Origin of the sequence: Sphaerotilus sp. (assembly GCF_034519685.1) — a bacterium.
Classification (GTDB): domain Bacteria; phylum Pseudomonadota; class Gammaproteobacteria; order Burkholderiales; family Burkholderiaceae_C; genus Sphaerotilus.
Map to the genome: position 1 here is coordinate 984,577 of NZ_JAXHOF010000006.1, position 20,743 is coordinate 1,005,319.

At 70.0% G+C, this 20,743-nt stretch carries 21 protein-coding genes; 9 read left to right on the forward strand and 12 right to left on the reverse strand.

All coding sequences use genetic code 11. From position 1 onward, the window contains the following. Window positions 1-39: 39 nt before the first annotated feature. Both tal and pgi read left to right on the forward strand, forming a co-directional pair. The gene (gene tal, locus U5O44_RS15580; protein WP_322589347.1) at window positions 40-987 is read left to right on the forward strand and encodes a transaldolase; all 948 of its coding nucleotides are present in this window, start codon (window positions 40-42) and stop codon (window positions 985-987) included. Between the two features lie 28 nt (window positions 988-1,015). Continuing rightward, window positions 1,016-2,668, forward strand: a complete 1,653-nt coding sequence (gene pgi, locus U5O44_RS15585) for a glucose-6-phosphate isomerase (RefSeq protein WP_322589348.1) — start codon at window positions 1,016-1,018, stop codon at window positions 2,666-2,668. Window positions 2,669-2,678: 10 nt separating this feature from the next. On the opposite strand, the gene U5O44_RS15590 is transcribed toward pgi, so the two are convergent. Then, the gene (locus U5O44_RS15590) at window positions 2,679-3,638 is read right to left on the reverse strand and encodes a GlxA family transcriptional regulator (RefSeq protein ID WP_322589349.1); all 960 of its coding nucleotides are present in this window, start codon (window positions 3,636-3,638) and stop codon (window positions 2,679-2,681) included. A 156-nt stretch (window positions 3,639-3,794) separates the two neighbouring features. Between U5O44_RS15590 and tnpC the strand changes: the two genes are divergently transcribed. Next, window positions 3,795-5,210 carry an IS66 family transposase gene (tnpC, locus tag U5O44_RS15595; protein WP_322586439.1) on the forward strand — a complete coding sequence of 472 codons (1,416 nt, stop codon included), beginning with the start codon at window positions 3,795-3,797 and terminating at the stop codon, window positions 5,208-5,210. A gap of 37 nt (window positions 5,211-5,247) precedes the next feature. On the opposite strand, the gene U5O44_RS15600 is transcribed toward tnpC, so the two are convergent. After that, complete coding sequence (locus U5O44_RS15600; protein WP_322589350.1) at window positions 5,248-5,868, reverse strand: cysteine hydrolase family protein; 621 nt, start codon at window positions 5,866-5,868, stop codon at window positions 5,248-5,250. A 231-nt stretch (window positions 5,869-6,099) separates the two neighbouring features. Here U5O44_RS15600 and U5O44_RS15605 point away from each other — a divergent pair, with 231 nt between their 5' ends. Continuing rightward, entirely contained in the window at window positions 6,100-6,795 is a 696-nt protein-coding gene (locus tag U5O44_RS15605; protein ID WP_322589351.1) for a hypothetical protein, read from the forward strand. A gap of 165 nt (window positions 6,796-6,960) precedes the next feature. Next, window positions 6,961-7,233, forward strand: a complete 273-nt coding sequence (locus U5O44_RS15610) for an RES domain-containing protein (RefSeq protein ID WP_322589352.1) — start codon at window positions 6,961-6,963, stop codon at window positions 7,231-7,233. A 23-nt stretch (window positions 7,234-7,256) separates the two neighbouring features. On the opposite strand, the gene U5O44_RS15615 is transcribed toward U5O44_RS15610, so the two are convergent. Then, window positions 7,257-8,444 carry a M20 aminoacylase family protein gene (locus U5O44_RS15615; RefSeq protein WP_322589353.1) on the reverse strand — a complete coding sequence of 396 codons (1,188 nt, stop codon included), beginning with the start codon at window positions 8,442-8,444 and terminating at the stop codon, window positions 7,257-7,259. Window positions 8,445-8,620: 176 nt separating this feature from the next. On the opposite strand from U5O44_RS15615, the gene U5O44_RS15620 reads away from it, so the two are divergent. The 4 genes from U5O44_RS15620 to U5O44_RS15635 are packed head-to-tail and all read left to right on the forward strand — an operon-like array spanning window position 8,621 to window position 12,454. Next, window positions 8,621-8,878: a FitA-like ribbon-helix-helix domain-containing protein gene (locus tag U5O44_RS15620; RefSeq protein ID WP_322589354.1), complete on the forward strand. Its 258-nt coding sequence runs from the start codon at window positions 8,621-8,623 to the stop codon at window positions 8,876-8,878. Beyond that, window positions 8,875-9,303, forward strand: coding sequence for a type II toxin-antitoxin system VapC family toxin (locus U5O44_RS15625; protein WP_322589355.1), 429 nt, complete (start codon window positions 8,875-8,877; stop codon window positions 9,301-9,303). The genes U5O44_RS15620 and U5O44_RS15625 overlap by 4 nt, the downstream gene beginning before the upstream one ends. A 2-nt stretch (window positions 9,304-9,305) precedes the next feature. Continuing rightward, window positions 9,306-11,354 (forward strand): molybdopterin-containing oxidoreductase family protein, encoded by a 2,049-nt coding sequence (locus U5O44_RS15630; protein WP_322589356.1) that lies wholly within the window; start codon window positions 9,306-9,308, stop codon window positions 11,352-11,354. After that, on the forward strand, window positions 11,351-12,454 hold the full coding sequence (locus U5O44_RS15635; protein WP_322588525.1) for an aminopeptidase: 1,104 nt from the start codon (window positions 11,351-11,353) through the stop codon (window positions 12,452-12,454). The genes U5O44_RS15630 and U5O44_RS15635 overlap by 4 nt, the downstream gene beginning before the upstream one ends. Here U5O44_RS15635 and U5O44_RS15640 read toward each other — a convergent pair. From U5O44_RS15640 to U5O44_RS23065, 9 genes are all read right to left on the reverse strand, one after another. Further along, complete coding sequence (locus tag U5O44_RS15640; RefSeq protein ID WP_322588524.1) at window positions 12,435-12,689, reverse strand: acyl-CoA-binding protein; 255 nt, start codon at window positions 12,687-12,689, stop codon at window positions 12,435-12,437. The two genes, U5O44_RS15635 and U5O44_RS15640, sit on opposite strands and share 20 nt — an antisense overlap. Window positions 12,690-12,784: 95 nt before the next feature. Then, a complete protein-coding gene (locus U5O44_RS15645; RefSeq protein WP_322588523.1) occupies window positions 12,785-13,399 on the reverse strand; it encodes a protein phosphatase CheZ in 615 nt (204 codons plus the stop codon). Window positions 13,400-13,414: 15 nt separating this feature from the next. Beyond that, window positions 13,415-13,813 (reverse strand): chemotaxis response regulator CheY, encoded by a 399-nt coding sequence (gene cheY / locus U5O44_RS15650; RefSeq protein ID WP_322588522.1) that lies wholly within the window; start codon window positions 13,811-13,813, stop codon window positions 13,415-13,417. 36 nt (window positions 13,814-13,849) lie between these two features. Continuing rightward, window positions 13,850-14,800, reverse strand: coding sequence for a flagellar motor protein MotB (gene motB / locus U5O44_RS15655; protein WP_322588521.1), 951 nt, complete (start codon window positions 14,798-14,800; stop codon window positions 13,850-13,852). Window positions 14,801-14,868: 68 nt separating this feature from the next. Next, entirely contained in the window at window positions 14,869-15,726 is an 858-nt protein-coding gene (gene motA / locus U5O44_RS15660) for a flagellar motor stator protein MotA (RefSeq protein ID WP_322588520.1), read from the reverse strand. 82 nt (window positions 15,727-15,808) lie between these two features. Then, complete coding sequence (locus U5O44_RS15665; RefSeq protein WP_322588519.1) at window positions 15,809-16,681, reverse strand: class I SAM-dependent methyltransferase; 873 nt, start codon at window positions 16,679-16,681, stop codon at window positions 15,809-15,811. A 9-nt stretch (window positions 16,682-16,690) separates the two neighbouring features. Next, on the reverse strand, window positions 16,691-17,194 hold the full coding sequence (locus U5O44_RS15670; protein WP_322588518.1) for an FAD synthase family protein: 504 nt from the start codon (window positions 17,192-17,194) through the stop codon (window positions 16,691-16,693). 19 nt (window positions 17,195-17,213) lie between these two features. Beyond that, window positions 17,214-18,521 (reverse strand): CDP-glycerol glycerophosphotransferase family protein, encoded by a 1,308-nt coding sequence (locus tag U5O44_RS15675; protein WP_322589357.1) that lies wholly within the window; start codon window positions 18,519-18,521, stop codon window positions 17,214-17,216. 1,914 nt (window positions 18,522-20,435) lie between these two features. Continuing rightward, entirely contained in the window at window positions 20,436-20,690 is a 255-nt protein-coding gene (locus U5O44_RS23065; protein WP_416222190.1) for an SAF domain-containing protein, read from the reverse strand. Between the last annotated feature and the right edge of the window lie 53 nt (window positions 20,691-20,743).

Below are 20,743 nucleotides of genomic sequence, written 5' to 3' on the forward strand. Positions count from 1 at the left end.
CTAGATCCCGCTCGATTCACCTCGAAACGACACCAGGCCATGCACCAGCTCGACCAACTCAAGCAATTCACCACCGTCGTCGCCGACACGGGCAACTTCAAGCAGCTCGCCCAGTTCGCCCCGCAGGACGCGACCACCAATCCCTCGCTCATCCTCAAGGCCGTGCAGCAGCCCGACTACGCGCCGCTGCTGGCCGAGACGGTCGCCGCCCACCGCGGCCTGCCGCTGGACGAGGTGGTCGACCAGGTGCTGGTGCGCTTTGGGTTGGAGATCCTGAAGGTGGTGCCGGGTCGTGTGTCGACCGAAGTCGATGCCCGCCTGAGCTTCGACACCGCCGCCACGGTCGCCCGTGCGCACCGCCTGATCGCGCTGTACGAGGCGGCGGGCATCGGCCGCGACCGCGTGCTCATCAAGATCGCCTCGACCTGGGAAGGCATCCAGGCCGCGCGCATCCTGGAGCGCGAAGGCATCCACTGCAACCTGACGCTGCTGTTCGCGTTCTGTCAGGCGGTGGCCTGCGGCGAGGCGGGTGTGCAACTGATCTCGCCCTTCGTCGGCCGGATCTACGACTGGTACAAGAAGTCGGCCGGCGCCAAGTGGGACGAGGCGGCGATGGCCGGGGCGAATGATCCTGGTGTGCAGTCCGTGGCCCAGATCTACACCTACTACAAGAAGTTCGGCATCCCGACCGAGGTGATGGGTGCCAGCTTCCGCAACGTCGGCCAGATCACCGCGCTGGCTGGCTGCGACCTGCTGACGATCAGCCCGGACCTGCTGGCGCAACTGCAGGCCAGCGAGGCGCCGATCGTGCGGGCCCTCGACCCCGCTGCCGCACAGGCTGCGCCGGTCCACGCCGTGTCGTACAACGAAGCCTCGTTCCGCTACGCCCTCAACGAGGACGCGATGGCCACCGAGAAGCTGGCCGAAGGCATCCGCGCCTTCGCGGTCGATGCCGGCAAGCTCGACCAGATGATCCTGTCGCTGTAATCCCGCTGTTCCACCGAGGAGACCGACCATGCAAGCCCCGCGTTGCGACCAGACCGCCGCCTGGACCGCGCTGACCGCGCAGTTCGCCCAGAGCGGTCGCAGCTTCGACCTGCGCCCCGCCTTCGCCGAGGACGCCACGCGCGCCGAGGCGTTCTCGCTGAGCGCCCCCGAGGTGTTCGCCGACCTGTCGAAGAACCACTGGGATGCCGAGACGCGCGGGCTGCTGCTGGCGCTGGCCCGCGAGTGCCAGATCGGGCCGCGCCGTGACGCGATGCTGGCCGGCGAGCCGATCAACCACACCGAGGGCCGCGCCGTGCTGCACACCGCGCTGCGCGCTCCGCGTGGTGCGGCGCCGTTCAGCGACGATGTGCACGAGGTGCTGGACCGGCTGCTGGCCTATGTCGAGCAGGTGCGCGACACGGCCACCAGCGGCATCTGCCATGTCGTGAACATCGGCATCGGCGGCTCGGACCTCGGGCCGCAGATGGTCGTGCCGGCGCTCGACGCCTTCGCGCACCGCGGACTGCAGCTGCACTTCGTCTCCAACGTCGACGGCCATGACATCGTGCCGGTGCTGCGCAAGCTGGACCCGCGTGAAACCCTCGTCATCGTCGCCTCCAAGACCTTCACGACGCAGGAGACGATGGCCAACGCCGAAGTCGCCCGCGCCTGGTTCCTGGCCGGTTACGGCGAGGGCGGCGAGGCGGCGATCGCCAAGCACTTCGCGGCCACCACCACCAACGTGGCGGCAGCAGCGAAGTTCGGCATCACGACGACGTTCGGGTTCTGGGACTGGGTGGGCGGGCGCTATTCGCTGTGGAGCGCGATCGGGCTGCCGATCGCGCTGGCGATCGGGGCCGAGAACTTCCGCGCGCTGCTGGCCGGCGCGCACGCGATGGACCGCCATTTCGCCGAAGCGCCGCTGGAAGAGAACCTGCCGGTCCAGCTCGGCCTGCTCGATGTCTGGTACCGCAACTTCCACGGCTACACCAGCCGCTCGGTGGCGCCCTACCACCAGGGTCTGCGCCGGCTGCCGGCCTACCTGCAGCAACTGGAGATGGAGTCCAACGGCAAGTGCGTGGACCTGGACGGCGCCGCGCTGCCGTTCGGCACCTCGCCGGTCGTCTGGGGCGAAGCCGGCACCAACGGCCAGCATGCCTACTTCCAGATGCTGCACCAGGGCACGGACGTGATCCCGGTCGAGTTCATCGCGGTGAAGACGCCGTGCTACAGCGCCGACGGCGTGCTGGGCCTGCCGGAGGCCGTGCGCGCCGGGCTGGCCGACCAGCACCACAAGCTGCTCGCCAACTGCCTCGCGCAGAGCCAGGCGCTGATGCTCGGCAAGTCCACCGACGAGGCGCAGGCCGAGAAGGCGCCGCCCACCGCCTCGGCCGCGCTGGACGCGCTGACCCTGGCCCGCCACCGCACCTTCCCCGGCAACCGGCCGAGCACGACGCTGGTGCTCGACCGCCTGACGCCGGCGGCGATGGGCGCGCTGATCGCGCTGTACGAACACCGCGTCTGGACCAGCGGCGCGCTGTGGGGCATCAACAGCTTCGACCAGTGGGGCGTGGAGCTGGGCAAGGCGCTGTGCAACCAGTTGCTGCCGCGCTTCGCCAGCGGCGACACGGGCGGGCTGGACGGCTCGACCGCCGCGCTGCTGACCCGCCTGCGGGGCTGAAGCCGGCCGGCTAGCGCTCCAGCGCCTGCCGCATCTGGCGGGCGCCGGAAAACCCGGCCAGCGCTGCCGCCTGTGGGGCGCTGTGCCCCTGCGCCAGCGCCTGCCCGGCCAGCGCGCTGCGCACCCGCTCGACATAGGCCCGCGGCGACAGCCCCGTGTGCAGCCGGAACAGCCGCGCCAGATGCCGCTCGGTCACATGCGCCACGGCGGCCATGCGCGGGCTGTCCCACGGCTCGGCCGGGGCGGCGCAGACGGCGTCCTGCACGCGGTGGACCGCCGGGTGCAGGTGGTCGCGGTGGGCGAGCAGCGCCGAGGCTTGTGGCGCCTGCCCCCCGCGCCGCGCGAACACCACCATCACCTGCGCCACGGCGGCGGCGATCACCTCGCCGCAGACCTGCGCGATGCCGTGCAGCGCCAGGTCGATGCCGGCCGTGACACCCGCGCTGGTCAGTACGGCGCCGTCCTCGACGAAGACACGGTTGGCCTGCACGCGCGCTGTCGGCGCGAGCGCCTGCAGGTCGTCGAGCAACTCGTGGTGGGTCGTCACCTGCCGCCCGGCGAGCAGGCCGGCGTCTGCGGCCAGCAATGCGCCGCTGCACACCGTCAGCAGGCGCAGCCCGCCTGCCTCGGAACTCGTCGCCACCAGCCGGGGCGCGACGCACTGCGCCAGCCAGCGCCGCGTGTCCATCCACGCCGCGCCATGCCCGATCACCTCGCATGCCTCGCCCGGCCGCCCCAGCAGCACGACCCAGGTCGGCCGCGTGAACGCCACCGGCAGCGGCTCCAGCGCCGCCAGCCGCAGCCCGACGGACGAGTCCGCCTGGGCCTGCGGTCCGGCGTAGCGCAGGTGGAAGGCCTCGGGCTGACCGCGCCGCCGCAGCGCCTGGTTGGCCAGCCGGAACGCCTCGGCCGGGCCGGCGATGTCCAGCAGCAGCGTGTCGGGCAGGACGAGGAAGAGCACGTCGATCATGGCGATCCTGGCTGTGTCAGACGCTGGCCAGTACCTCGTCCACCGTGCGGACCGTCGCGAAGCGCCCGTACGTATTCAGCCCCCCGGCATTGACAACATCGTCAAGCCGGTGAAGTCCGGGTAGCGCGCGGAGCGAGCGAGGCGGAGAGTGCTGGGATGGACCAACCCGAAGCCCCTGGCCGTGAGGCCACCGCAGTGCCGAACAAGCCCGAGACGCTGGAGCAATGCCACGCGGTGATCGAGCAGATGGGGCAGGAGCTGGCGAAGCTGCGCGAGCAGGTCAGTGCGCTGCTGGACAAGAAGCTGAACTCACGCAACTCGTCGAAGCCGCCATCGTCGGACGGGCCGGGGGACAGCGGCAACCGGGCACAACGCCGGACCAGCGGCCGGGTGCGGGGCGCGCAGCCTGGGCACAAGGGCACGTACCGGGCGCTGCTGGCGGAGTCCGAGGTGGACGTGATCCACGACTGCCCGCCGCCTGCGGCATGCGAGTGTGGCGGTCCGGTGGCGGCGGGGCGGCCGATACGGCACCAGGTGTTCGACGTGCCGGCACAGGTGAAGGCCGAGGTGCAGGAGTACCGGCTGTACCACGGGGTGTGCGGGCACTGCCGCAAGACACACGCATCGGTGTTGCCGGCGGGGGTGCCGCGCGGACAGATCGGGCCGAGGGCGCTGGCCCTGGTGGGGCTGCTGGGCACGGCGTACCACCTGACGCAGCCCAAGATCCGGGATCTGCTGGCGCAGGTGCTGGGGGTGCGGTTCAGCGTGGGGGCGATCTCGCAGGCGCACGGGCTGGTGGCGCAGGCGTTGAAGGAGCCGGTGCAGGCGGCGGTGAAGACGCTGGCCGCAGCGCCGGTGGTGCATGTGGACGAGACCAGCTACGCGCGAGAAGGCGCGGGGCGGCACTGGGTGTGGACGGTGACGCAGCCCAAGCTGGTGGTGTACCAGCTCTGGTCTTCGCGGGCGCGCTACGTGGCCAAGGAGATGCTGGGCGAGAGCCCGAAGGCCAAGCTGGTCACGGACCGCTATGCGGTGTACGACTGGGTGGACGCCGCGCAGCGGCAGGTGTGCTGGGCGCACCTGCTGCGGGACTTCACGCGCATCAGTCAACGTGCGGGGCAGGCCGGACGGATCGGGCGCCGACTGCTGGGGCTGGGCTATGTGCTGTTCCGGCGCTGGCACCGCAAGGACCAGCAGGTCGCCGCGCAGATGGCGCAGGTGCAGCACCACGTGCGCCGGGCGCTGGAGCGCGGCATCGCCGGCGCCTGCCAGCGCACCGCACTGACCTGCGCCAACGTGCTCAAGCTCTGGCCGGCGCTGTGGACGTTCGTGAGCGACGCGGCCGTGCCGCCGACCAACAACGCCGCCGAGCAGGCGCTGCGCACCATCGTGCTCAAGCGCAAGATCTCGGGGCTGACGAGATCACGCCGGGGCGAGGAGTTCATCGCCCGGGGCTACACGGTGGTGGAGAGCTGCAAGCGCCAGGGCCGTGATGCGCTGGCGTATCTGCGTCAGGCGATGCAGGCGCACTTCACCGGTGGTCTGGCGCCGTCGCTGGTGCCCTCGGGCTGAGTGCGTGGCCGCAGGCTCGGTCCTGCGGTCCTTCAGGTCATCTTCGAACTCGCGCTGCGTCCTTCTCGACGCGGCGTGCCCAGGGCTTTGCGGGTGTCAATACCGGGGGGCTGAATACGTACAAGCGCCCGGCCAGCACAGCCTCGGTGCGCTCGCGGATCTGGGCGGTGGTCAGCGTGGTGCCGGACGGCGTCGTCATCTCGAAGGTCAGCGTCGCCTCGGTCACGTAGTCCACCGCCCAGCCCTCGTCGCTGGCGTGGCGCGTCGTCGTCTCGCAGCACTGCTCTGTGCGGATGCCGGCGACGATGAGCCGCTGCACGCCGTGTTCGTGCAGCCAGACGCCGAGGCCGGTGCCGACGAGCGCGCTGTGGCGGTGTTTCTCGATGCGCAGCGCGGCGTCGAACGGCGCCAGTCCGTCGATCGGGCGGATCAGGCCGCTGGCGGTGGCGAAGGGGTTGTCGGCGGTGTCCGGGCCGTCGGTGTGGAAGACCTGCACGACCGGGATGCCGCGGGCCGCGCAGCCGGCGACGAGGCGGTTCGTCGCGGCCAGCCAGGCGGGGGCCTCGGTCTCGGTCCAGTACGGACGGGCGCGGAAGGACTGCTGGGCGTCGATCAGCAGCAGGGCGGTGGGGTGTTGCGGGGTGTCGATTCGGGACATGGCAGAGATCCTGAGAGAGAGTGTCGGAAGAGGGTCATCGTCGTCTGTCGGGATCAGTCTGTCAGGCTGGAAGCGGACAGATCCCGACGTTAACCGGACATGTGGTGGCCGAGTCGAGCGGCTGGCCATGGACCCTCTCCTGGAGCGCCTCGTGAGGCTTCATATGAGTTTGATGGGTTTATGTATGATCACATCAATCTCATCAGTCTCTTCCAACGCAGGGATCTCCCCATGGCCCGACCCGAAGCCCGCGCATCGTTTGGTTCCAGCGACCCTCTTGGGGTGCTGATGTTCCGGGCCTCGCCCACCCGGGCAGAGCGCAGTCCGGCCGGCCGCACCCATGCGTATGAGCTCGAAGTCGTTGGCGATGAGCTGTCGCAGCGTCTGGAGGCGATTCTTCCTTTGCTCGGACAACTGCTCCAGGAGAAAGCCGAGGCGACCCGTGCGCGCAAGCTGACCGATCTGGTGGAGTTCATGACGGCCCAGATGGTGGTGCCGAGCGTGGTGGACATCCGCATGGCGCAGCGCCTGGCCGAGCGCCATGCCCGGGTGCTCAACGAGTTTGGCCATTTCAGTGCCGAGCAACTGGCCGACCTCCACCATTCGCGTGCCAGCAGCCGCACCGCGCTGGCCGACAACTGGAAGCGTCGCCGGCTCGTGCTGGCGCTGCGTCACCGGGATGCTGAGGGTGTGGAGCGCGAGGTCTTTCCCGCATTCCAGTTCGGCGAGGACCACAAGCCACTGCCGATCATGTCGTCCATCCTGGCGGCCTTCGGACCGAACAAGTCCCCTTGGAAGCTCGCACTGTGGTTCACGTCAGCCAATGGCTGGCTGCCGGGTTCCGCGCGGCCGGTGGACTTGCTGCACACGGCACCCGAGGCCGTGGTCGAGGCGGCGCGGCGTGATGCACAGGGTCGGGCCACGTGAGCTGCCGTGCTCCGCTGGCGGTGCTGAACCCGTTGCTGGACACCTGGTCCGCTGGGACGCTCCTGCATGTCGTCCATGACACGGCCTATCCACCGGAGAGCTTCAACCCCGGCGTCGATGCTGCCGGGGTACCGCGGTGGCCGACTCGGTTTGCATCGCCTGCGGGTGCCGAAGGCCGAACTGATTGGCAGCGCCCCCATCGACTATCTCGCCACCGCCACGTGGGCACAGGCGCTGCACCGGCAATCACCGCAGATCGACGGCTTGGTCTGGATGTCGCGCCAGCGGGACCGGGATCGGGCGGTCGTGCTGTTCGGTGACCGGGTTCGCGCGGGCGATCTGGTCGGACAACGCCAGGGGCCGCCGCTGCGACACAACGAGGCCCTGCGGCAGACCGTGCTGGCATTGGCGTTGCGGGCGGGGATCGAGGCGGCCTGAAGCGGCGCCTCTTCGTCAGCCCGTCAGCCCGTCTGCTCCAGCCACCGCCGCGCCAGCGCCACCCACAGCGCAGCCCCCTGCGGAATCAGCCCGTCGTTGAAGTCGTAGTTCGGGTTGTGCAGGTTGCAGGGCCCGAGCCCGTGGCCGTGCGCGCGGTGGTCGCCGTCGCCGTTGCCGATGACGAAATAGGCCCCCGGCTTGACCTGCAGGAAGAAGCTGAAATCCTCCGCGCCCATCGTCGGCTCGAATGCGTGGGTGCGCGCGTCGCCGACCACGGCGCGCATCGTCTCGCGCACGAACGCGGCCTCGGCGCTGTGGTTGATCGTCGGCGGGTAGTTGCGCACGAACTCGAACTCGACGGTGGCGCCGAACGCCGCAGCCGTGTGCTGCGCGATGGCCTGCATGCGCTGCTCGATCAGGTCGAGCACGTCCAGCGTGAAGGTGCGCACCGTGCCCTGGATCTCGCAGTGGTCGGGCACGACGTTGGTGGCCTCGCCGGCGTGGATCATCGTCACCGAGATGACGGCGGCGTCGGTCGGCTTCTTGTTGCGCGTCACGATGGTCTGGAAGGCCTGCACCATCTGGCAGGCCACCGGCACCGGGTCGATCCCGTTGTGCGGCAGCGCGGCGTGCGAGCCCTTGCCGGTGAGGGTGATCTTGAACTCGTTGCTCGACGCCATCGTCGGGCCGTCGCAGATGGCGAAGTCGCCTGCCGCCATGCCGGGCCAGTTGTGCATGCCGAAGATCGCGTCCATCGGGAAGCGCGTGAACAGCCCGTCGTCGATCATCTCGCGGGCGCCGCCGCCGCCTTCCTCGGCCGGCTGGAAGACGAGGTAGACGGTGCCGGCGAAGGTGTCGCGCTGCTGGACAAGCTGTTGTGCGGCGGCCAGCAGCATGGCGACATGGCCGTCGTGGCCGCAGGCGTGCATCTTGCCGGGGTGGCGGCTGGCGTGCGGGAACTGGTTGTGCTCGGTCATCGGCAGCGCGTCCATGTCGGCGCGCAGGCCGAGCGCGCGCGAGGACTCGCCGGCCGTGCCCTGGACGATGCCGACGACGCCCGTCTTGCCGAGGCCGCGGTGGACCGTGATGTCCCAGCCGGCCAGGGTCTGGGCGATCAGGTCGGCGGTGCGGACCTCCTCGAAGCAGAGTTCGGGGTGGGCGTGGAGGTCGCGGCGGATCGCGACGAGGGATGCAGTGTCGGGGGCGTTCATGGCGGCGGGCTCGCGGCTGGGGGTCAGGGCATCTTAGCGGGGTGTCGGAGAATGCGGGGAGTGAGGTGAGGGGCGGGACATAGCGGGTATTTTCATCAGCTACCGGCGCGACGACAGCGAAGATGCCTTCAAATGACTAATATGCATGCATCATTTCTAATCCGACGAGGCGCCCCATGGCCATGCTCACCGTCCGCAACCTCCCCGACGACGTGCACCGCGCCCTGAAGCAGCAAGCTGCGCTGCATGGTCGCAGCACCGAAGCCGAGGTCCGTGCCATCCTCACCAGTGCGGTCAAGCCAGAAAACCGTGTCCGCCTGGGCGATGTGCTCCCGGCGCTGAGTCGTCAGATCGGCCTCACCAACGCCGACTTCGATGTGCTGGACCGTGTGCGCGACCGCACCCCCGCCGTGCCGATGGGGTTCGATGAATGATCGTCCTCGACACCAACGTCGTCTCCGAGGCGATGAAGCCCGAGCCGCACCCTGCCGTGCAGGCGTGGCTGAACGATCAGATGGTCGAGACACTGTGTATCTCCAGCGTGACACTGGCGGAACTGCTGTTCGGGATTGGCGTGCTGCCACCGGGTCGGCGCCGCGACGGACTGGGGCAGGCGCTGGACGGGGTGCTTGGGATGTTCCGGGGGCGCGTGCTGCCGTTCGATACTGAAGCAGCGCAGTGCTATGCCGGGCTGGCCATCCGTGCCCGCAACAACGGACGTGGATTTCCGACGCCAGACGGCTACATCGCGGCAATCGCGGCCTCACGCGGCTTTCTGGTCGCTTCGCGTGACATGGCCCCTTACACGGCGGCGGGTGTCGCCGTCATCAACCCGTGGCAATCCTCCACTGACGCTTGACCATGATGATCACCACCCGCGCCGCCTGCCCCCACGACTGCCCCGACACCTGCGCGATGCAGGTCAGCGTGGACCCCGCCACCGAGCGCGTCGTGCGCATCCAGGGCCGCGCCGAGCATGTGACCACCCACGGCGCGCTCTGCACCAAGGTCTCGCGCTACGCCGAGCGGACATATCACCCGGAGCGTGTGCTGACCCCGCTCAAGCGCGTCGGGCCGAAAGGCGCCGGCCAGTTCGTCCCCGTCACCTGGGACGAAGCACTCGCCGACATCGCCACCCGCCTGAAGGCCATCGCCGCCCGCGACCCCGAGGCGATCCTGCCCTACAGCTACGCCGGCACGATGGGCCTGCTGCAGGGCGAGAGCATGGCCGCGCGCTTCTTCCACCGCCTCGGCGCCTCGCTGCTGAACCGCACGATCTGTGCCTCGGCCGGCGGCGACGCGCTGGCGGCGACCTACGGCGGCAAGGTCGGGATGCACGTCCGGCATTTCGCCGAGAGCCGGCTGATCGTCATCTGGGGCAGCCACTCGATCGCGTCGAACCTGCATTTCTGGACCTTCGCGCAGCAGGCCAAGCGGGCGGGCGCCAAGCTCGTCTGCATCGACCCGCGCCGCACCGAAACCGCCGACAAGTGCCACGCACACCTGCAGCTCCGCCCCGGCACCGACGGCGCGCTGGCGCTGGCGCTGATGCACGAGCTGATCGTGCACGGCTGGCTCGACCAGGCCTACCTCGACGCGCATGTGCAGGCCGAGGGCTGGCCCGCGCTGCGTGAACGTGCGCTGCAGTGGCCGCCCGAGCGTGCCGCCGAGGTCTGCGGCCTGCCGGTCGAGCAGATCCGTGACCTGGCCCGCGACCTGGGCACGACGCAGCCCGCCGCGATCCGGCTGAACTACGGCATGCAGCGCGTGCGCGGCGGCGGCAACGCGGTGCGGCTGATCGCGCTGCTGCCGTGCCTGACGGGCGCGTGGCGGCACCGCGCGGGCGGGCTGCTGCTGTCGGCCTCGGGCTGGTTCAACGCGGTGCGCGATGACGCCGCCCGCCAGCGCCCCGACCTGCTCGCCGGCCGCACGCCGCGCACGCTCAACATGAGCACGATCGGTGACGACCTGCTGCGCGAGACCTCGCCCGGCTTCGGCCCGAAGGTCGAGGCGGTCATCGTCTACAACAGCAACCCGGTCGCGGTGGCGCCCGAGTCGCCGAAGGTGGTGCGCGGCTTTGCGCGGGATGACCTGTTCACCGTCGTGCTCGAACACTTCCTGACCGACACCGCCGACCACGCCGACTACGTGCTGCCGGCCACGACGCAGCTCGAACACCTCGACCTCCACACCAGCTACGGCCACACCGACGTGCTGCTCAACGAGCCGGCGATCGCGCCGCTCGGCGAGTCGCGGCCGAACACGGACATCTTCCGGCGTCTGGCCGCCGCGATGGGCTTCGACGAGCCGTGTTTCCGCGACAGCGACGAGGACCTGGCGCGCCAGACGCTGCGCGGCGCGGTGACGTATGAGGCGCTGCAGGCGTCGCCCGGCTGGCTGAGCCTGCCGATCGCGGACGCGCCGTTTGCCGAGGGCGGTTTCCCGACGCGGGACGGGCGGGTGCAGATCGACGTGCCCGGCCTGGGCCTGCCGGACTTCGTGCCGCCGTGGGAGTCGGTCGCGTCGGCGCCGGCGCTGGCGGCGCGCTATCCGCTGGCGATGATCTCGCCGCCAGCGCGCAATTTCCTCAACTCGACCTTCGTCAACGTGAAGAGCCTGCGCGACATCGAGTCCGAGCCGGTCGTCGAGATCCACCCCGACGACGCTGCCGTGCGCGGGCTGGCCGACCGGGCGGCGGTGCGGGTCTTCAACGACCGGGGCAGCTACCACTGCACGGCGCGTGTCAGCACCCGCGCCCGCCCCGGCGTGGTCAACGGCCTGGGCATCTGGTGGCGCAAGCTCGGCGTGCGCGGCACCAACGTCAACGAGGTCACCCACCAGCAGCTCACCGACATCGGGCAGGCGCCGTGTTTCTACGACGTGCTGGTCGAGGTGGAGGCGGCGGGGTGAGGGCGCTTCGGACGCTGGCCCTCATGCTGGCCGCTGTGCTGTCGGCATGCGCGACGACGGCGGCGGACGATGTGGAGTCGGCCTGGCGGCCGGGGTACCTGTGGCAATCGGTGGCGGGCCATCTGCGGATGCTGGCGGCGGCGCGGCCGGTGGACACCGTGCTGGCCGACCCCGCCACGCCGGACGACCTCCGCCAGCGGCTCGAACTCAGCCGCGAATTGCGCGACTACGCCAGCCGCGCGCTGGCGCTGCCGGACAACGCGAGCTACCGCCGCTATGCCGACCTCGGGCGGTCGGCCGCCGTGTGGAATGTGGTGGCCGCGCCCGAGCTGTCGCTCAAGCTGAAGACGTGGTGTTTCCCGGTGCTGGGCTGTGTCGGCTACCGCGGCTATTTCGACAAGGCCGAGGCCGAGACGCTCGCCGCCGCGCTGCGGGCGCAGGGCTGGGAGGCGAATGTCTACGGCGTGCCGGCCTATTCGACGCTGGGCAAGCTGCCGGGCAGCGTCTTCGCCGACCCGCTGCTCAACACCTTCCTGCGCGGCGCGGAGGTCGATCTGGCACGGCTGATCTTCCACGAGCTGTCGCACCAGGTCGCCTATGCGGACGGGGACACGACGTTCAACGAGTCCTATGCCACGGCCGTGGAGCGGCTCGGCAGCCAGCAGTGGCTGGCGCAGGGCGGCCGCGAGGCGCAGATCGCGTCGACCGCAGCGCTGGACCGCCGCCGCACCGAGTTCCGCGCGATGACGATGCGCGCCCGCGACCGGCTGGAGGCGCTCTACCGCAGCGCCCTGCCGGACGAGGACAAGCGCCGAGAGAAGGTGCGGCTGATGGCCGAGCTGCGCGCCGAGTACACGCGCTGGCGGGATGAATCCTGGGGCGGTGACCGGGCGTATGACGCCTGGTTCGACAGCGTCAACAACGCGCGGCTGGGGGTGCTGGCGGCCTACAACGCGCAGGTGCCGGCGTTCGAGCGGCTGTTCGAGCGGATGGGGCGGGACTGGCCGCGCTTCCACGCCGAGGTGCGCCGGCTGGCCGCGCTGCCCAAGGCGGAGCGTGACGCGGAGCTGGCCTCGCCGCTCACTTCAGCGATTCGATGAGGTCGATGTAGTCCTGGCGGGCGGTGTCGGCGCCGGTGCCGGCCAGCGCGGCCCAGGCGTCGAACTTGGCGCGGGCGACGAAGTCGGTGAAACCGGGGCGCTCGCCGCTGGCGTCGCCTTCGGTGGCCTGCTTGTAGAGCGCGTAGATCTTCAGCAGGGTCATGTTGTCGGGGCGCTCGGGCAGTTGCTTCGAGTCGGCGACGGCCTGGACAAAGGCAGAGTGCAGATCGGACATGGCCAATGGAAAGAGGCAGTGACGGAGCGGCGCAGTGTAGTGCCGCTTCATCACTGCCTCGTCGTCCCGCGTCCCGATGGGCATGGACGGTGTGCTCAGAATCCCATCCGGGCCAGCAGGTCGTCGACTTCGTTCTGATCGTTCACCACATCCGTGCGGTTTCCGGGATCGACCACCGGGCCGTGCAGATCTTCCTCGTGGACGGTGGCCAAGGCCTTGTATTCCGGTGCAACCTGGAGGAGCAGCTGGATCAGGTTCTGCTCCAGCTCGCCGGTGAGCTTGACGACCTTGCTGACGATCTGCCCCGTCAGGTCGTGGAAGTCCTGGGCCACCATGATGTTGGTCAGGTGGTCGTCGATGCGGTCGGTCGAGCCCTTGGCCTGTGCGATCGAGGCGAGCAGCCTCTGGGTCGCCGCTGCGTCCTGATGTGGCTGGCTGGCGAGTTCCTTGCGCATGGACTCGGCGGCATCGCTGATGCTGCGTTGCTCAAGCTTGGCGGCATCGACCGAATTCAGAACCTTTTCCGCAGCTTCGGACGTTTTCCTGGCGATGTAGTTCAGTCGGCTGCGCGCATCGGGCAGGGCCTGCGTCGCGGCCTGCAGGTCTCCCATCAGGCCCATCTGTGCGATGGAGTCGTGCAGCTTTCGTGTGAGTTCACCGATCTGCCGGATCACCTCAGGCGATGCGTAGTGCGTTTGCTGGTCAGTCATGGCGGTCTCCGCGGGTTACGCCGTCACAGGCATTTTCTGGATGATCTTGGTGACTTTTTCTTCCAGCGTGGCTTTGGTGAACGGCTTGACGATGTAGCCGGCCGCACCGGTCTGGGCTGCCCGGACGATGTCTTCCTTGCGCGCCTCGGCCGTCACCATCAGCACGGGAATATGGCAGAGCGCCGGATCCTGCTTGATCTGCCCGAGCAGCTCGAAGCCGTCCATGTTGGGCATGTTGATGTCGCTGACGACGAAGTCGATGCGGCTGTTGCGCAGGGCTTGCAGGGCGGTGACGCCGTCTTCGGCTTCTTCAATGTGCTGACAGCCCATTTCCTTGAGCAGTCCGCGCACGATTCGGCGCATGGTGGAGAAATCATCGACGACGAGAAAGCGGAGATCGGGGCAGGCTGGCATGACGAATCCTTCAGCGTGAATGGGCCGTGTACGGTGTTATCGGGCAGGAACTGGTGGACTTGAGGCGGCCGCCTCGGCCGCTTCGGCTGGTATGGCATTGACGGTCAGTGCGTCGCCGCTTTCGTAGAAGCGCTCCTCGGCTTCGCGTGTCATCACGATGATGCTGATGCGGCGGTTCACGGGATTGCGCGGATCCTGCTTGTCGAAGGGCACGCTGGCGGACAGACCCTGTACCCGCAGCACCCGCTCGTCCTTCAGCCCGCCCGCGATCAGCTCCCGCCGCGAGGCGTTGGCGCGGTCGCTGGACAGCTCCCAGTTGCTGTAGCCGACCACGCCGCTGGAGAAGGGCAGGGCGTCGGTGTGGCCTTCGAGCGTGAGCTTGTTGGGCACCTCGGTCAGCACGCTGCCGATGGCGCGCAGGATGTCGCGCATGTAGGGCTTCACCTGGTCCAGACCGCTGTCGAACATCGGGCGGTTCTGCTCGTCGACGATCTGGATGCGCAGCCCCTCGCGGGTCATGTCCAGGCGGATCTGCGACTTGAACTGCGCCAGGGCAGGCGAGTTCGAGACCACTTCCTTGACGCGGTCGCGCAGGCTCTCCAGTCGCTGCTTCTCGGCCTGGGCCTGGTTGGCCTTGAGGGCCTGGAGCTGGTAGGTCTTGCGCTCTGCCTCGGTCTCGCCGCGCCTGACCTGACCGCCCGCGCGGTTGATGTCCTCGCCGCCGCCCCGGATGACCGACGAAGAGTCACCTGAGCCGGAGCCCCCGCCCAGGAGGGAGATCTTCAATGGGGACTGGAAGTAGTCCTGCAGCCCCTTCTTGTCGCCTTCGGTGGTGGAGCCCAGCAGCCACATCAGCAGGAAGAACGCCATCATGGCCGTCACGAAGTCGGCGTAGGCGATCTTCCAGGCGCCACCATGGGCACCATGGCCACCCTTCTTCACCTTCTTGATGATGATGGGCTGCAGTTTCTTGGAATCACCTGCCATCGGAATCTCCAGGGGTCACGTCGTCGTCGAAGCCCGTGGCGCGCAGGTGCACGGGCATTCCACAGGGGTCACTTCTTCTTGACGTGCTGTTCCAGCTCGGAGAAGGTCGGGCGCTCGGTCGAATACAGCACCTTGCGGCCGAACTCGATGGCGATCTGGGGGGCATAGCCTTGCATCGAGGCCAGCAGCACGGTCTTGACGCACTGCAGCTCCTTGCTGTCCTCGTCGTTCTTCTGCTCCATCAGCCCGGCCAGCGGCTCCGCGAAACCGTAGGCCAGCAGGATGCCCAGGAAGGTGCCGACCAGCGCCGAGCCGATCATCCCGCCCAGCACCGCCGGCGGCTGGCCCACCGAGCCCATGGTGTTCACGACACCCAGCACCGCGGCCACGATGCCGAAGGCGGGCAGCGCACCCGCCAGCCGCGCGATGGCAGCGGCAGCGCCATGGGTCTCGTGGTGGTGGGTCTCCAGCTCGGTGTCCATCAGGGCCTCGATCTCATGGGCGTTCAGGTTGCCCGAGACCATCATGCGCAGGTAGTCGCAGACGAATTCGGTGACGTGGTGGTCATTGCCCACGACGGGAAACTTCTGGAACAGCGCCGAGGCGTGCGGGTCTTCGATGTCCTTTTCGATCGACATCAACCCTTCCTTGCGGGTCTTCTGCAGGATCTCGAACAACATCGCCAGCAGCTCCATCGCGCGGGCCTTGGAGTGCTTGGAGGCCTTGAAACAGCCCGCCAGACCCCGGCCCGCTGCCTTCAGCACCTTCATCTGGTTGTTGGCGACAAAGGCCCCGAGCGCACCGCCGAAGATGGTGAGCATCTCGAAAGGCAGGGCCTTGATGATGACCTGCATGTTGCCGCCGTGCATGGCGTACACGCCGAAGATGCAGCCGATGGCAACGACCCAGCCGATGATGACGAACATGAGAGACCTTTTCCTCAGATGACTTCACGGGGCGCTGCGAAGGCGGGCAGCCCCGCGATCAGCACCGTGATTTGCATATCGGTCAGTGGGGCTCGGCACTTGAGTTGCCGTCGTGCAGGCCGCTGCCGGTCGCGGGGCGGGTTTCACGGATTGCATACACCCAGACCGGGCGCTGGCCCGGGTGCTGCAGACGGGCGTGGGGCCGCAGTCCCTTGGCCTCGAACTCCAGGCTGACGAGCCAGCTGCCTGGGCGCATCTCGCGGCGGGCCTTCTCGACGGCGCGCGGCATGCTCTCCGGGCGCTGGAAGAGGTAGACCAGATCGTGCTCGGCCCAGGACTGCGCCCACATGTCGCCCTGGCGGATCTGTGCCCAGGGGCAGCGCAGTGCGGCGATCAGCCGCCAGGGGAGGCTCCATTCGATGCCTTCCAGACGCGCTTGAGGCCAGACCCGGCGCAAGGCCTGCAGGCCGTGGCCGAGGCCGCAACCGGCATCCAGCACATGGGCGTTCGGTGGCAGGGCGATCAGCTCGTCGAGGCCGTCCAGCGCCGTGGTGCCGGTCGGGAACAGGGGCGCATCGGACCACGCCCGCACCGGATACGCCACCGCCAGCAGCACCAGCGGCAGCAGCCACCACACCGCCGACCAGCCGCTGGCCAGCCCGCTGAGCGCGAAGGACAGCGGGAAACCGGCGACGATCATCAGCCGGCGCCAGCGCGACGCCGCCAGCATCGCCAGCGCCCCGCCGATCAGCACCGCACAGGCAAACGCCAGTCCCGCGCGCAGGCCCAGTGACTGCAGCCCCAGCCAGTGTCCCCAGGCGAGCGCCCAGCACAGCAGCGCGGGCAGGGGCCACGGCAGACGCTGGGCGGACATCCCCAGGCGCGGAGGCGATGTCTTCAGCGGGATGGGGCGCGGGGCGCGCAGAGCCGACGGACGTCGCAGGGTGGCGGGCATGGTCGCGCCTCAGATCGTGGTGGGTGTCGGGGCGAGGGCACGGGAGACGATGTCTGTCTTCAGCTCCGTGCTGGACACATGGTCGGTGCGCGGCAGGTAGACCACGTCACACAGCGTCCGGAATTCGTCGAAGTGCCCGGTCCAGTCGCTGCCCATCACCAGCGCATCCGCGCCGTAGGCTTCGATGTCGCGGGCCTTCTGTGCCCAGTCGCGTTCGGCGATGACTTCGTCGACATGGCGGCAGGCCTGGATCATGGCGACCCGGTCCGCATAGGGCACGACCGAGCGCTTGCCCTTGACCGCATTGAACTCGTCGGTGGACACGGCCACGACCAGCCAGTCGTAGCGCTGCTTGATGCGCTCGAACAGCCGGACATGTCCGATGTGGAACAGGTCGTAGGTGCCGTAGGTGAGCGCGATGGAGTGCAGCCGGGCGGGATGCCGCAGGCGTGCCGGGCCACCCAGGAACTGGACCTGGGTGTGGATCTGGGTCAAGGTCGGGGTCTGGGTCATGGGGGGCTCCCGAGGGGTGTCACAGCGCAGCGGCCAGCTCGTCCAGCACCAGGTCGCAGAAACGCTCGCCTGCCCGGCCGTCCGTGTGGTCGAACAGGCGCTGGCGCATCGCGGCGCGGACGTGGGCGAACTTGCCGGCCTGTGCGTCCGGCTGGCGCAGCATGTCCAGCAAGGCCTTCGCCGATGTGGCGAGCGGGCCAGGGTGTTCGTCCAGCTTGGCGTCGAAGAGCTGGCGCGAGCGGGTGATGTAGTCCTGGTGGTCCGGCCGGAACAGCACGATGGGCCGGTCCAGCAGCAGGTAGTCGAACATCACCGAGGAGTAGTCGGTGATCAGCAGCGAGGTCTCGCGCATCACGGGGTACAGGTCGGTGCGCGGCGTGACGAAGCGGGCTGTGGGAATGGCCAGGGCGAGCTGGGGAATCAGCGGGGATTCGACCGGGTGCACGTTGACGATCAGCAGGTCGCCACGCTTGGCCAGTCCTTGCGCCAGCTGCTCCAGCCCGGATTCGAGCAGCCAGGTGCCGCGCCGGGCATCCCGGAACGTCGGGGCATAGAGCACCACGCGCTGTCCCGCTGCACGGGTCTTGCGCGCCAGCGTGTAGATGTCCTGGTCGACGTTCAGCAGGTCGGCGGCGTCCGGCTCGCGCAGCAGCACGTCGTTGCGCGGGTAGCCGATCGGGGCGTACTGCGCGAAGCCGAACCAGCGGCGCCATTCCGGCTCCTGCGCGGCCGAGGTGCCGACCAGGCGGGTGTAGGGACCGCAGGTGGACAGCACCCGGGCGAAGCGCGCGGACATCTGGCGCAATGGCGCGAGGTTGCGCAGGCCGATTTCCTTGATCGAGATGCCGTGCCAGAGCTGCACGTGGCGAGCGCCAGCCAGCAGCGCGGCGGCGTAGGGGTTCGGGTTGAGCAGGTGGTCGCAGGTCACCACGACGGCCGCGGACAGGGCGGCGTGGACATGTTCCGTGCTCCAGTCGTTCGGGTTCAGCGGAAAGCAGGCCTCTCCCAGCGAGGTCACCGCCTGTTCCTGCTGCGCGGTCTGCGGCAGGAACCAGGCGGTGATGCCCTCCTGCCGGGCGCGTTCGCGGAAGGCCAGCCAGGCGTACTTGACGTTGCAGCCGAAGTAGGTGGTGCCGACGAAGACGACGCTGCGTTCCTTGGGATGGAACTGCGCGGTGCGCGTCAGCTCCTGGCAGGCCTGGGCCAGTTGGGTCTGCTGCTCCAGCGCCTGTACCCGGCGTTCCAGTGCGGCCAGGGCCGCCGGGTCTGCTGCAGGCGCTGCAGGGGTCGACGGCGCGGGTTGCTGCAGGTGCAGCACGGCGTCCACCAGCTGTTCGATCGCTTGAGAGATCTGGCCACCGAGCGCTTCGGCGGCGAGCCAGTCGGACGCGGTCCGCCATGGGCGGGTGAGAGGTCCGCCATGGGAGGGCGGGGGGTGGCGGGGACGGGGGGGGGGGGGGGGGGGCGGGGTGGCGGTGTCGGAGGAATGTGGGGGTCGCGCATGGGGCGGCCGGGCGGGTGGGGGTGTGGGGGAGTCGGGGGGTGGGGGGGTGGAGGGGGGGCGTGGGCGCGCCGGGGGAAAACGCGCGCGGGGGGGGGGGGGGGGGGGGCGAGGTGTCGAGCGCAGCAGGGCCCGACCAGGCGCTGGCGGTCTGTGGCGAGGTGGTGGGGGCGCAGCCTGGCCGCAGGCGCCGTGGGCCGGGCGACTTCGGCGTGAGGCGTTGTCGGGGCGCCCAGCGTTTCGGGCAGACGCCGCTGCTCCGCGCGGGCACGGACCGTCCAGGCGGGCAGCGGCAGGGAGGGATGCTGCCCGGCAGGGTTCGGGCCGCCTCGGGCAGGGTGCGGCCTGGATTCGCGTCAGTTGAGAGGCTCCCGACCGCCGGCGCCCGCGTCCGCGACCGTTCGAGCCAATTCGTCCGGGTCACCCGCCGTCCGCCTCCAGACTGTGGATGTCACGCGGGCCGACCCGCCTCACCAGGTCGGCGCAGGGCCCCGCGGGCGGGGCTGATCGACCGGATCGCAGGCTGCCGCCTTCGTCTGGAACGCCGAGCGCAGCTGGCACTCTTGGCGCCGCCGATGGTGGCGCTGGTGGCTGCGGACGTCGACCGAGGACCGGGCTGGCGTGGCTGCACCCCGTTCCTCGTCAGCATGGCTGTGGGTCCGTCGTGCGGGCGCGGCCCGGCGGCGCTGCCGGTGCCGAGTGGGCCTCGATGGGTGCGCGGACGCTGGCACCGGCGCGCGCGCCCCGGGGGGGGTGCCGCCTGATGGCTGGGGCGAGTGGGATGGCGCCGGCGACCTGGGGGGCTGGGGGTGGCGGGTGGGCGTCGGGTCCGGCTCGGGCCGACCGCCCGCACGGGCACCGGGTATGTGCTGGCCTCGCACGCCGGGCGACGGGTGGGCGCCGCCGGGCTGGGGTGGCGCCTGCCCGGCTCACCGGGTGTCCATGGGCAGGTGGCGGCAGGGCCCGGCGCAGGTCCCCGTCCGTGGGCGGCCGGCGGGCGGCGGCCTTCGATCTGGACGATCGCCAGGCGCTGTCGCCGCGGTAGGACGGCGACCGCTGCTGGGGTGGGGCGACGGGGGGAGGGCGCCGGGAGGAGGGACAGAGCGTCGTCGTGGGCGGTGGAGGCGTGGCTGCGCCAGGCAGGTGGGCCGAGGCCATCGCGCGGGCCATCGTCGAGCTGGCGAGGGCGCGTCGGCAAGCGACGCTCCAGGCCGGCGCCACGACCGCGCCGGCACTGGTGCAATGCGGCTCTGCAGGCCGCGGGGCACGGCACCGGGGCGGCGTGGCATGCGCGCCGGGGCGGAGGGTGGTTCCGGTGCTGGCTGGAAGGTGGTGACGAGCGTGCTGGCCCAGGCAAGTGCGTCGCTGCAGGACGGCACTGGCATCAGCCGGCCGCCGTCGGCCAGTCCACCCCGGGGGCGCCCAGGCGGTCGGCTGCGCCAGCGCCGGAGGACCGGCCTCGCGCGTCTGCTGGTGCAGCCGCTGGCGCGCTCGGCTGGCGAGCGGTTGTCCCAGACCGTTCTGCAGGCCGCCGCTGGCCGGTCGGCTCGGCCAGCGCGCCGTCCCCGCCGAGCTCGGGCGCCGCATGCCACCGCGTCTGGCCGAGGCCGGCCGGACCGGGGCCGCACAGCCCGATGACCGTCTGGCCCGCCGCGGCAGCCAGCGCGTGCCGGACGCGGGCGTGGCCACCCGCTCCGAGCAGGATCAGGGGGAGACCGGTGCGGGGGGTGACGGCGGGGTTCATGTGATCACCACGTCCCCGGCCGCGTGCGGGTGTTCCAGCGTCCGGCCCACCAGCGCCCACAGTTCGCTCGCCGGCAGCCCGTGGCCGCAACGGGCGGTCATGAGGTCTGCGCGGGTCAGCACCGTGCCTGCGGCGAGGTTCCGCGCGGCCACCACCTGCTGGCGCGCCGCCCGGCGGGTGTCCCATTCGCTGGGCTGGGGGGCCTTGTGACCGGTGCCGAGCGCGGTCTCCAGTGCTCGGACCTCGCGCACCATCTGTGCGAGTTCGCCCGGCTCCAGCGAGGCGTGGTGGTCGGGGCCCGGCA

Bases quoted from the DNA above. Each gene is read 5' to 3' on its own strand.
- tal (WP_322589347.1), top strand. From the start codon at position 40: ATGCACCAGCTCGACCAACTCAAGCAATTCACCACCGTCGTCGCCGAC.
- pgi (WP_322589348.1), top strand. From the start codon at position 1,016: ATGCAAGCCCCGCGTTGCGACCAGACCGCCGCCTGGACCGCGCTGACC.
- U5O44_RS15590 (WP_322589349.1), bottom strand. From the start codon at position 3,638: ATGATCGACGTGCTCTTCCTCGTCCTGCCCGACACGCTGCTGCTGGAC.
- tnpC (WP_322586439.1), top strand. From the start codon at position 3,795: ATGGACCAACCCGAAGCCCCTGGCCGTGAGGCCACCGCAGTGCCGAAC.
- U5O44_RS15600 (WP_322589350.1), bottom strand. From the start codon at position 5,868: ATGTCCCGAATCGACACCCCGCAACACCCCACCGCCCTGCTGCTGATC.
- U5O44_RS15605 (WP_322589351.1), top strand. From the start codon at position 6,100: ATGGCCCGACCCGAAGCCCGCGCATCGTTTGGTTCCAGCGACCCTCTT.
- U5O44_RS15615 (WP_322589353.1), bottom strand. From the start codon at position 8,444: ATGAACGCCCCCGACACTGCATCCCTCGTCGCGATCCGCCGCGACCTC.
- U5O44_RS15620 (WP_322589354.1), top strand. From the start codon at position 8,621: ATGGCCATGCTCACCGTCCGCAACCTCCCCGACGACGTGCACCGCGCC.
- U5O44_RS15625 (WP_322589355.1), top strand. From the start codon at position 8,875: ATGATCGTCCTCGACACCAACGTCGTCTCCGAGGCGATGAAGCCCGAG.
- U5O44_RS15630 (WP_322589356.1), top strand. From the start codon at position 9,306: ATGATGATCACCACCCGCGCCGCCTGCCCCCACGACTGCCCCGACACC.
- U5O44_RS15640 (WP_322588524.1), bottom strand. From the start codon at position 12,689: ATGTCCGATCTGCACTCTGCCTTTGTCCAGGCCGTCGCCGACTCGAAG.
- U5O44_RS15645 (WP_322588523.1), bottom strand. From the start codon at position 13,399: ATGACTGACCAGCAAACGCACTACGCATCGCCTGAGGTGATCCGGCAG.
- cheY (WP_322588522.1), bottom strand. From the start codon at position 13,813: ATGCCAGCCTGCCCCGATCTCCGCTTTCTCGTCGTCGATGATTTCTCC.
- motB (WP_322588521.1), bottom strand. From the start codon at position 14,800: ATGGCAGGTGATTCCAAGAAACTGCAGCCCATCATCATCAAGAAGGTG.
- motA (WP_322588520.1), bottom strand. From the start codon at position 15,726: ATGTTCGTCATCATCGGCTGGGTCGTTGCCATCGGCTGCATCTTCGGC.
- U5O44_RS15665 (WP_322588519.1), bottom strand. From the start codon at position 16,681: ATGCCCGCCACCCTGCGACGTCCGTCGGCTCTGCGCGCCCCGCGCCCC.
- U5O44_RS15670 (WP_322588518.1), bottom strand. From the start codon at position 17,194: ATGACCCAGACCCCGACCTTGACCCAGATCCACACCCAGGTCCAGTTC.